Source organism: Leucobacter sp. USHLN154 (assembly GCF_037145595.1).
Lineage (GTDB): Bacteria > Actinomycetota > Actinomycetes > Actinomycetales > Microbacteriaceae > Leucobacter > Leucobacter alluvii.
The window spans coordinates 862,198-873,117 of sequence record NZ_JBBCXF010000001.1; the positions used below are offsets into that span (position 1 = coordinate 862,198).

At 68.0% G+C, this 10,920-nt stretch carries 9 protein-coding genes; 8 read left to right on the plus strand and 1 reads right to left on the minus strand.

What is annotated here, in order from left to right; genetic code table 11:
- Window positions 1–58: 58 nt before the first annotated feature.
- The 6 genes from lepA (at window position 59) to WFH23_RS04050 (ending at window position 7,228) form a co-directional block, all read left to right on the plus strand.
- Window positions 59–1,912, plus strand: coding sequence for a translation elongation factor 4 (lepA, locus tag WFH23_RS04025; RefSeq protein ID WP_336661645.1), 1,854 nt, complete (start codon window positions 59–61; stop codon window positions 1,910–1,912).
- Entirely contained in the window at window positions 1,909–2,835 is a 927-nt protein-coding gene (locus WFH23_RS04030) for a DUF1990 family protein (protein ID WP_336661646.1), read from the plus strand. The genes lepA and WFH23_RS04030 overlap by 4 nt, the downstream gene beginning before the upstream one ends.
- A gap of 48 nt (window positions 2,836–2,883) precedes the next feature.
- Window positions 2,884–4,110 carry a radical SAM family heme chaperone HemW gene (gene hemW / locus WFH23_RS04035; protein WP_336661647.1) on the plus strand — a complete coding sequence of 409 codons (1,227 nt, stop codon included), beginning with the start codon at window positions 2,884–2,886 and terminating at the stop codon, window positions 4,108–4,110.
- A gap of 143 nt (window positions 4,111–4,253) precedes the next feature.
- Complete coding sequence (gene hrcA / locus WFH23_RS04040) at window positions 4,254–5,291, plus strand: heat-inducible transcriptional repressor HrcA (RefSeq protein WP_090148521.1); 1,038 nt, start codon at window positions 4,254–4,256, stop codon at window positions 5,289–5,291.
- Between the two features lie 54 nt (window positions 5,292–5,345).
- The gene (dnaJ, locus tag WFH23_RS04045) at window positions 5,346–6,449 is read left to right on the plus strand and encodes a molecular chaperone DnaJ (protein ID WP_090148524.1); all 1,104 of its coding nucleotides are present in this window, start codon (window positions 5,346–5,348) and stop codon (window positions 6,447–6,449) included.
- A gap of 2 nt (window positions 6,450–6,451) precedes the next feature.
- Entirely contained in the window at window positions 6,452–7,228 is a 777-nt protein-coding gene (locus WFH23_RS04050) for a 16S rRNA (uracil(1498)-N(3))-methyltransferase (RefSeq protein ID WP_336661648.1), read from the plus strand.
- A gap of 16 nt (window positions 7,229–7,244) precedes the next feature.
- On the opposite strand, the gene WFH23_RS04055 is transcribed toward WFH23_RS04050, so the two are convergent.
- Window positions 7,245–8,633 (minus strand): cation:dicarboxylate symporter family transporter, encoded by a 1,389-nt coding sequence (locus tag WFH23_RS04055; protein WP_336661649.1) that lies wholly within the window; start codon window positions 8,631–8,633, stop codon window positions 7,245–7,247.
- Window positions 8,634–8,816: 183 nt separating this feature from the next.
- Between WFH23_RS04055 and WFH23_RS04060 the strand changes: the two genes are divergently transcribed.
- Both WFH23_RS04060 and WFH23_RS04065 read left to right on the plus strand, forming a co-directional pair.
- Complete coding sequence (locus WFH23_RS04060; protein ID WP_336661650.1) at window positions 8,817–10,175, plus strand: ATP-binding protein; 1,359 nt, start codon at window positions 8,817–8,819, stop codon at window positions 10,173–10,175.
- Entirely contained in the window at window positions 10,172–10,894 is a 723-nt protein-coding gene (locus tag WFH23_RS04065) for a response regulator (RefSeq protein WP_336661651.1), read from the plus strand. Before WFH23_RS04060 ends, WFH23_RS04065 begins: the two co-directional genes overlap by 4 nt.
- Window positions 10,895–10,920 lie beyond the last annotated feature (26 nt).

Below are 10,920 nucleotides of genomic sequence, written 5' to 3' on the forward strand. Positions count from 1 at the left end.
AATGCGGCGTCGTGTCCGGCGCACGAACCCGCTCCCGCGCGTGCGATAATTGCGAACAATGTCTCCACGCAGCCTGAACCCTCCAGTACCGGCGTCGACCGACCCCGCGAAGATTCGCAACTTCTGCATCATCGCGCACATCGACCACGGGAAGTCGACCCTGGCCGACCGCATGCTTCAGGTGACGGGCACCGTTCCCGATCGCGAGATGCGCGCGCAGTACCTCGACCGCATGGATATCGAGCGCGAGCGCGGCATCACCATCAAGTCGCAGGCGGTGCGCATGCATTGGGCGACCGATGCGGGCGACTTCGCGCTCAACATGATCGACACCCCGGGGCACGTCGACTTCAGCTACGAGGTCTCGCGCTCGCTCGCGGCGTGCGAAGGGGCGATCCTGCTCGTGGACGCCGCGCAGGGCATCGAAGCGCAGACGCTCGCGAATCTCTACCTCGCGATGGAGAACGATCTCGAGATCATTCCGGTGCTCAACAAGATCGACCTGCCTGCGGCCGATCCCGAGCGCGTCTCGCGTGAGATCGCCGACCTCATCGGCGGCCGTCCCGAAGACATCCTGAAGGTGTCGGGGAAGACCGGCGCCGGTGTCGAGGAACTGCTCGACAGCGTGGTGCATCGGATCCCGGCTCCGGTCGGCAGCGCCGATGGGCCGCCGCGCGCGATGATCTTCGACTCCGTCTACGACCCGTATCGCGGTGTCGTCACCTATGTGCGCATGATCGATGGCAATCTGTCGCCGCGCGAGAAGGTGCAGATGATGTCGACCGGCTCGGAGCACGAAGCCCTCGAAGTGGGCGTCTCGGCGCCCGAGCCCACGCCGACGAAGGGACTCGCCGTCGGCGAGGTGGGCTACCTCATCACGGGTGTGAAAGACGTGCGGCTCTCCAAGGTGGGGGACACGGTCACCGCGAAGCGCAAGCCCGCGTCCGAGGCGCTGCCCGGGTACACCGACCCGAAGCCGATGGTCTTCTCGGGGCTCTACCCGCTCGACGGGAGCGACTACCCCGTGCTGCGCGAGGCGCTCGACAAGCTGAAGCTCGAAGACGCTGCGCTGCAGTACGAGCCGGAGACCTCAGTGGCTCTCGGCTTCGGATTCCGCTGCGGATTTCTCGGGCTCCTCCACCTCGAGATCATCTCCGAGCGCCTGCGGCGGGAGTTCGATCTCGACCTCATCGCGACGGCTCCGAGCGTGATCTACCAGGTCACGACCGACGACGGGCGCGAGATCACCGTGACGAATCCGTCGGAGTACCCCGATGGCAAGATCTCGAGCGTGCGCGAGCCCGTCGTGAAGACGGCCATTCTGGCGCCCAAGGACTACGTCGGCGCGATCATGGAGCTCTGCCAGAGCCGCCGCGGCAATCTGCTGGGAATGGAGTACCTGGGCGAGCGCGTCGAGCTGCGCTACAGCATTCCGCTCGGCGAGATCGTCTTCGACTTCTTCGACCACCTGAAGAGTCGCACCCAGGGCTACGCGAGCCTCGACTACGAGCCGATGGGCGAGCAGGAGGCGGACCTGGTGAAGGTGGACATTCTGCTGCAGGGCGAAGCCGTCGACGCCTTCAGCGCGATCGTGCACCGCGACAACGCGTACTCGTACGGCACGATGATGGCCGAACGCCTGCGCAAGCTCATCCCGCGCCAGCAGTTCGAGGTGCCGATCCAGGCCGCGATCGGCGCGCGCGTGATCGCCCGCGAGACGATTCGCGCGATCCGCAAGGACGTGCTGGCGAAGTGCTACGGCGGCGACATCAGTCGCAAGCGCAAGCTGCTCGAGAAGCAGAAAGAGGGCAAGAAGCGCATGAAGATGGTGGGCCGCGTCGAGGTGCCGCAGGAGGCCTTCATCGCCGCGCTCTCCGGGGATGTGGAGGGGAAGGAAGGGGGCAAGCGATGAGCAAGGATCAGCCGGCCCGCCGCAGCAGCCACGTGGAGATGCCGGTCGCTTATGCGGCCGTCGGAGCTTCGAAAGACCCCGACATCGTTCGGTACCCGCCCGAGGGCATGACCCCGTACGAGGAGGAGCTCCGCCTCGGAAGCGGCCAGGAGCGATTCTTGATCGCTTCCAGCTTGCTGATGACCTGGGGCGCGCAGCGCGGATCCGGCGTGCGTGTGACCGACATCGTTCGAGGCGCTGGTTCGGAATACGTGGGCCCGAGCTTCAACGGTGACGGAATGCCGGAGGCCGCTGGTGCGGTCGAGGAGCAGTTCGGCCCAGACGGCGAACCGTACATCGTCGCGGGGACCACCGCAGTGCTGCACTTCGAGGGGCAGGATCCCCGAAACGTGCTCGTGGTGTACACCGTGGACGAGGAGCGCCGCGTCGGGTTCGCGTGGGGGACCGGTGACGAAGCCGGCGCTGTCGGCGAGCAGCTCTTCCTGATCGAGTTCCGCGCCGACGACACGGTGTGGGCCGTCGCCCGCGGGTTCGTCGCAGCGCCGAAGAACGGTTTGCTCGGCCTGCGCGGCCGCGCCGACGTCCGTGCCGCGCTCGATGCCGTCAAGCGCGGGATCGCCGCGCTCGCTCCCGGTGCTCAGCCCGTTCCGGATCTCGGCCCGGCCGTGCAGGCGGAGACCCCCGCGGCGGAGCCAGCTGTCGATGCGGCGCCGGATGCCGAGCCTGAGGCTGCGCCCGAGCCAGTACAGGCGACCGAGCCCGAGGCTCCGCCCGAGCCCGAGCCCGAGCCTGAGGTTGTGCCCGAGCCCGAGCCTGTGCAGGCGTCCGACGGCATCGCGGAGCAAGACGACGCCCCCGGCCATCTGCCGGGCGCCGACGCGAACGGCCCGACACACCAGCGCCGACCCAGTAGACGGTCGTGATGAGGGGGCAGTTCTGCCCCGAGTGGAACGCAGGATCAGGAGACCGCCGTGCCGAGCGCGCTGCCTGAGGGAGACCCCGCCCCGGAGGACGGCGCGCTCCCACCCGAGGTCGCGGTCGGCGCGCATGCCCGCAACTTCGGCGTGTACGTGCACGTGCCGTACTGCCGAGTGCGATGCGGATACTGCGATTTCAACACGTACACGGCCAGTGAGCTCGGCGGCACCTCGCGGGGCGACTACGCCGCGCAGGTGGAGCAGGAGCTGACCCTGGGCGGCCGCGTGCTGCGACTCGCCGGGCTTCCGGAACGGCAGGTATCGACCGTGTTCTTCGGCGGGGGCACGCCGACGCTGCTGCCGGCCGACGATCTCGCTCGCATGCTCGGGCGCATCCGGGCGGAGTGGGGGCTGACCGACGGGGCTGAGGTGACGACGGAGGCGAATCCCGACTCGGTCGACGCCGAGTACCTGCGAACACTGGCCGATGCGGGGTTCACGCGCGTGAGTTTCGGCATGCAGTCCGCCGTGCCGCACGTGCTCGCGACGCTCGACCGCACGCACACCCCTGAGCGCGTGCCGCTGGTCACGCAGTGGGCGCGCGATGCCGGGCTCCAGGTGAGCGTCGATCTCATCTACGGCACGCCGGGCGAGAGCCTCGCCGATTGGGAGCGCTCGATCGACGCAGCGCTCGCCTGCGAACCCGACCATATCTCGGCCTACGCGCTGATCATCGAGCGCGGCACGAAGCTCGCCGCGCAGATCCGACGCGGGGAGGTCGCCGCCCCCGACGAGGACCTGCACGCCGATATGTACGAGCTCGCCGACGCCCGCTTCGCCGAGGCGGGTTTCTCCTGGTACGAGATCAGCAACTGGTCGCGCTCGCCGGAGACGCGGTCGCGCCACAATCTCTCGTACTGGACGGGTGAGGACTGGTGGGCGGCCGGCCCCGGAGCCCACAGCCACGTGGGCGGAGTGCGGTGGTGGAACGTGAAGCATCCGGGCGCATACGCGCAGCGCATGGCGCAGGGCGTCTCGCCCGCGCATTCGCGCGAGACCCTGTCGGAGGAGGCCCGGAGAGAGGAGCGCATCCTGCTCGAGACCAGGATCGTCGACGGGCTTCCGGCTGACGTGCTGAGCGCCGACGAACGTCGCTCGATCCCGCAACTCATCGCGGACGGGCTCCTCGACGGGAGGGCCGCGATCGCCGGACGCCTCGTTCCCACACTGCGCGGGCGACTGCTCGCCGACACCGTCGTGCACCGACTGCTGGGCGGCTGATCCCATCCCCGTCGGGGCTGCGGGGCGCCGCTCGAGGACCCCTCGCACGACCGTGTTCGCTGGGAGCGGTAGCGGTCGCATGCCACCGTGCCTGCGCTAGACTTGGCACTCGGAACAAGTGAGTGCCAGGGTCAGGAGGGGCGATGGTTTCGGAGCGCAGCCTCGCGGTATTGCACGCGATCGTGGGCGATTACGTGTCGTCGAACGAGCCCGTCGGGTCGAAGGCGATCGTCGACCGCCACAGCTTCGGCGTCTCCGCAGCGACCATTCGCAATGACATGGCCCTGCTCGAGGAAGACGAGCTCATTGCGCAGCCGCACACGTCCTCGGGCCGCGTGCCCACGGACAAGGGGTACCGGCTCTACGTCGACACGCTCGCACGCATTCGTCCGTTGAGTTCGGCGCAGCGATCCGCGATCGAGCGCTTCCTCGGCGAGTCGTCGGACCTCGACGACGTCATGGCGCGCACGGTGCGCATGCTCTCCCAGCTCACCAACCAGGTCGCGGTCGCGCAGTACCCGTCGCTGCGCCGCACGGTCGTGCGTCACATCGACCTCGTCGCGATCGGCGAGGATCGGGTGCTCAGCGTCCTGATTCTCGGCAGCGGAGTGGTGGAGCAGCAGGTGGCCCTCCTTCCGGCCTCGCGCGTCACGGAGGCGTGGGTGCACGGCCTCCGGCAGCGCATCGCCGATGCGGCGGTGGGCAGCGACGTCGAGACGGCTGCGGGTGCGGTGACGCGTCTCGTGGAGGATCTGCCGCTCTGGTCGCAACCAGACGAGTCCGATCTCGTGCGCCGTGTGCTCGCGGTGGTGTCGGGGCAATTGCAGGCCAACCGCAATGACCGCATCGCCGTTGCTGGCGCCGCGAACCTCTCCCGACCGGATGGCGAGTTCGCCGGATCGCTGCCCGTCGTGCTCGAAGCCATTGAGGAGCAGGTCACCCTGCTTCGACTTCTCGGCGAGCTGGTGCACGACGACCGCGATGTCTCGGCGTCGATCGGTCGTGAGAACGAGGCCTACGGGCTCTCAGAGACCTCGATCATCGCGTCGAAGTACGAGGACGGCATCGCGATCTCGAAACTCGGCGTATTGGGGCCGCTGCGTATGGACTACGCCGGCAACATCGCCACAGTGCGCGCGATCGCGCGCTACCTCAACCGATTCTTGGGGGAGGAGCGGTAGCCGCCGCTCCTCCTGCCCACCCGACGACACCCCCTACCTGAGGAGCGATATAGCGTGGCCGATCATTACGAGACCCTCGGCGTCTCCCGCGAAGCGAGCGCCGAAGAGATCAAGAAGGCCTACCGGCGGCTGGCACGCCAGTTGCACCCGGATGTGAACCCGAGCGAGGACGCGGCCGAGCAGTTCAAGAGCGTGACGCATGCGTACGACGTGCTGAGCGACCCCGAGCAGCGACAGCACTACGACATGGGCGGCTCGCAGGGGGGCGCCGCTGGGTTCGGCGACATCTTCGAGACCTTCTTCGGCGGCGCCGGATTCGGCGGTGCGGGTCAGCGCGGTCCGCGTTCGCGCTCGGAGCGCGGGGACGACGCGATGATCCGGGTCGACGTCTCGCTCGAAGACGTCATCTTCGGCACGCAGCGCGAGATCACCGTGAACACGGCGGTGCTCTGCGAAGTCTGCCAGGGCAGTTGCTGCCAGCCGGGCACGCATCCCGTCACCTGCGACGTCTGCGGTGGCCAGGGGCAGGTGCAGCGCCAGGTACGGTCGCTCTTCGGCAATGTGGTCACCATGCACCCGTGCGGCAGCTGCCAGGGGTACGGCACCATCATCGAGCATCCCTGCGTGCAGTGCGCGGGCAAGGGGCGCGTGCGCGAGCGCCGCACCTTCCCCATCGAGGTTCCCTCCGGCATCGACACCGGCACGCGCCTGCAGATGCGCGGCGGCGGCGAGGTGGGCCCCGGCGGCGGGCCGAACGGCGACCTGTTCATCGAGTTCCGCGTGATGCATCACGACATCTTCAGCCGTGACGGCAATGATCTGCTGTGCACGATGCAGCTCTCCATGACCGATGCGATTCTCGGCGCCGATGCGAAGCTCGCGGGCCTCGACGGCGAGGTCGAGGTCGAGGTCGAGCCGGGGGTGCAATCCGGAGACATGCTCACGGTTCGCGGTCGCGGGATCCAGGGACTGCGCAGCACGACGCGCGGTGATCTGAAGATCGCCGTGCAGGTCGCCACGCCGACGAAGCTCTCGAATCGGGAGAAGGATCTGGTGCGGCAGCTCGCGTCGCTGCGCAAGGACGATGCTCCGCACCTCGGCGAATTCCATCAGGGCTTCTTCGGCAAGATTCGCGACCGCTTCTTCCGTCAGGGCTGAGCGTGGCCAACCTCTACTACCGCGAAGACCTCGACGCTTCCGACATCGTTCCGGGGTCGCTCGTCGAGGTGAGCGGTGATGAGGGACGTCACGCCGTTCGCGTGAGCCGCCTGCGCGTCGGCGAGCGGACGGCGATCGGCGACGGTGCCGGCGCACTGGGGGAGGGCGCGGTCGAGTCGGTCGCGAAGGATCGCTTCACCGTGCGCATCGATCGCGTCGTTCAGTCAGCGCCGCCCGCCGGTCCGCGTCTGGTGCTCGTGCAGGCGCTCGCGAAGGGCGACCGAGACGAGCGAGCCGTGGAGCAGGCGACCGAGTTCGGCGTCGATGCCATCGTGCCGTGGCAGGCCGCGCGTTCCGTCTCCCGCTGGGATGGCTCCAGTGCCCAGGAGAAGATCGCGAAGGGGCTCGCGAAGTGGAGGCGCGTCGCGCGAGAGGCGTCGAAGCAATCGATGCGCGCGCGCATTCCCGAAGTGCGCGAGCCGGTTTCGCTCGACGGGTTGCGCGAGATCGCGAGCCGCGAGCGGGAGACGGTCGTCGTGCTGCACCCGCGCGGCACCTCTCGGGTCTCGACGTGGGCGCGGTCCGCAGCCGAATCCGCGCACCCGGCCGATGAGCTGCTGCTCGTCGTCGGACCGGAGGGCGGGTTCGCCGGCGACGAGCTCGACGGGTTGGAGGAAGCCGGAGCATCGATCCTGCTCCTCGGCGACACGGTGCTCCGAACGTCCTCCGCCGGTCCCGCTGCGCTCGCGGTGCTGAATGCGGCGTTCCAGCGCTGGTGAGCCGGGCCGCCGCTGATCAGCGCCGCCGGAAGCGAGGATCCGCCTCGACGCGTGCGTGGGAATCCGAGCCGGCCGAGGCGCCGTGATTGTCGCCGGTGAGGGTCGTCTCATCGAATGGCGCCTCCCCGCGGAGCACTCGATGCACGCGCTGCATATCGACCTGCTTCGTCCATGATCCGAGGAGCAGCGTCGCAACAGCGTTGCCGGTGAAGTTGGTGAGCGCCCGCCCTTCCGACATGAAGCGGTCGATGCCGACGATCACGCCGACCCCGTCGACGAGCTCAGGCCGGTACGCCTGCAGTCCGCCCGCGAGTGTCGCGAGTCCCGCGCCCGTCACACCGGCGGCTCCCTTCGAAGCGATGATCATGAAGACGAGCAGCCCGATCTGCTCGCTGAGGCTCATGGGGTCGCCCATTCCGGCGGCGATGAAGAGCGAGGCCATGGTCAGGTAGATCGCGGTGCCGTCGAGGTTGAACGAGTACCCCGTGGGCACCGTGATGCCGACGACGGGTTTCGAGACTCCGAGGTGTTCCATTTTCGCGATCAACCGCGGCAGGGCCGATTCGGATGACGACGTGCCCACGATGAGCAGGTACTCGCGTCCGAGGTACTTCATGACTGCGAAGATGTTGACGCGCGTGACCGCATAGAGCAGGGTGCCGAGCACTCCGACGATGAAGACGATGCAGGTGATGTAGAAGCCGAGCATGAGCACTCCGAGACTCCAGATCGCTGCGATCCCGGTTTTCCCGACGACAGCCGCGATGGCCCCGAATGCTCCGAGCGGGGCGAGCCAGAGGATCATGCTGAGAATGCGGAAGACCAGCGTCTGCAGTTGCTTGATGGCGTCCATGATGGGCGTCGCGCGTTCGCCGAGGCCCTGGAGCGCGAAGCCCGTGAGGAGAGCGATGCAGAGGACCTGGAGCACGCTCTCGCCCGTGAACGCGGAGAAGAACGTCGTCGGGATGATGCCGAGCACGAAATCCTGTGTGCTGCTGCTTTCGCCCGTGACCGTGTACTCCGCTCCCTGCATGTCGAGGCCTGTTCCCGGGTGGAGCAGGTTGCCGACGACCAGGCCGATCGCCAGAGCGAAGGTGGACATGGTCATGAAGTACGCGAGGGCGAGCCCGCCGATCTTTCCGACCGTCGCGGCCGTGGCGATGGAGCCGACGCCGATGACGATGGTGCAGAAGATGATCGGCGCGATCATCATCTTGATGAGTCCGACGAATGCCTTGCCGAGTGGTTCGAGACCGACGGCGTAATCGGGCGCCACGAGCCCGATCACGGCTCCGAGCACGACCGCGACGATCACGGCGACGTAGAGCCAAGTGTGTTTGTCCCACCCCCTCCGGCGGGGTTTGCGCGGTGCCGATCGGGATCCGGTGAGTGCTGTCGCGGCCATGCTGCTCCTTCTGAGAACGTCGTTGTCCATGTCGATCGCATCCGGCGTGCCCCTCCGGCAGCACCGCGATGCGCTGATCACGCTAAGCCGCTCGCGCGGTGCCCGGGCGTTTCGGGCTTATCGGACCTGCAATCGAGCGGTAGCGCGTGCCCGGCTCGACGTAACCGTGCGACAATGTGACCCATGAGTCACGGTCGACCATCGAGCGCGACGTCGCGCGTATTCGTCATCCTGCTCGGCGGAGCGCTCACCGTGAGCGTCATCGTCACCGCAGTCCTCATGTGGGATAGCCGGCGGGCCGAGTACCGGCGTACTGAGCGCGCCACCCAGGCTCTGGCAGTCGCAATCGCCGCGGCGCCCGAAACTGCTGAGGCGCTGGCGGGGCCGATCGAATCAGAACGAGTGACAGCCCTGCAGCAGCGGATGTCGGAGCTCCGACGGGACGTCGGAGTGAGCTACGTCACGGTGATGGATGCCAGGGGAAGACGGTTCACGCACCCCGATGCGGAAGAGATCGGGAAACGGTACCGCGGCACCATACCGGACGGGCCGGAGCGCTTCACCGAGCGCTGGACGGGGACGCTCGGCCCGTCGATCCGCACGATCGCTCCGGTCGCTGGGCCATCCGGGTCGACGATCGGATGGGTATCGGTCGGAATCACCGTGACCTCGGTCGCTCAGGAGATCTCGCGCGAGATTCCCCTCGCCCTTGCCGTGAGCGGAGCCTTCGCCGTGACCGGCGGCGTCGCAGCATTCGGAGCCGGAAGAATCACACGCCGCATCACCGGCGACCTGTCGGCCGAAGCGGTGCGCGACGCGATCATCTCTCACGATTCGCTGCGGACGCTCAGCGAATCGCTCAGGGCGCAGACCCACGAGCACGCGAACCGCCTGCACGCCGCGATCGCCCTGCTCGAACTGGGGCGGAAGGACGAGGCCGTCGAGATGCTCGCGGCGACGGCGCATCGCAGCCAGGAACTGGCCGACCTCGTGGCGGCGCCTGACGCGCTCGAACCGGCCGTCAGCGCACTGATCGTCGGCAAAACGGCGCAGGCCGCCGAGCGGGGCGTCTCCATCGCCGTCGATATCGACCCGGAGCTCCCGGATCTTCCGATCGGGGCGATGGAACTCGTATCCGTCATCGGCAACCTGCTGGACAATGCGATCGACGCGGCCGCGACGAGCAGCATTCGCTCCCGAGAGGTCGCGCTGCGGATGCGCGCGGGCGCTCCTGGCGAGGGAGTGATCGACGTCTCGGATTCGGGTGATGGCTTCTCCGGTGAAGCTCGAAGCGGCATGTTCGAGTGGGGCGTCTCGACGAAGCGGTCATCGACCGACCGCGAGGTGGAGGGGAGGGGCGTCGGACTCGCGCTCGTCGCTCGCATCGTGCATGAATGCGGTGGCACCATCATCGCCCGTGAATCTCCGACGACGTTCACCGTGCGGTTGCCGTCAGTGCGCACGGAGCGCTCGCCCCGACGCGCGGCATCGACCGCAGCGCTCGCGACGTCCCCGGGTTCCCCTCCGGAAGCACACCCATGACGAGCAGCGTGCGCGACGGGTGCGACCCGATTCGCGTCGTCACCGTCGACGATGATCCGCTCGCACTCGAACTCCATCGTGCGCACCTGGCGCGAGCGGGCGGGTTCGAAGTCGTCGCACAGTGCTCCGGTGCGCGCGCTGCCGTCGTCGCTCTCACACGTTCGACAAATCGCGCGGATCTCGCACTGCTCGATGTCACGATGCCCGATGGCACCGGTCTCGATGTACTCCGCCACGTCCGTGCGCGAGGCGTGCGCACGGACGTCATCGCGGTCAGCGGGGTGCGCGACGTCGATGTGGTGCGGGAGATGGTGGCGCTGGGCGCCGTGCAGTATCTGATCAAGCCCTACACCTATCCGCTCTTCAAAGCCAGGATCGAAGCGTTCCGCGAGTATCACCGTCGGTCTCTGGCCGCGGGTCGCACGGCGACGCAGCACGACGTCGACGGGATGTTCGCCTCATTGCGCACGGCCCAGACCACGCCGTTGCCGAAAGGGCTCGCGACGCACACCCTGGAACAGGTCTCTTCCGCGCTTCGATCCTGCGGGACCGGCACCGCCCACGAGATCTCACGGCGACTCGGGATCTCGCGAGAAGTCAGCCGACGGTATCTGGAGTACCTCGCGGAGATCCGCCGAGCCGAGCGGCGCGCCCGGTACGGCGCTCGCGGCCGCCCGCAAACCGAGTACCTCTGGAACGCCGAGGTCGAGCGGCACTGACCCCGCGGCCGCCAGCGTCTACACTG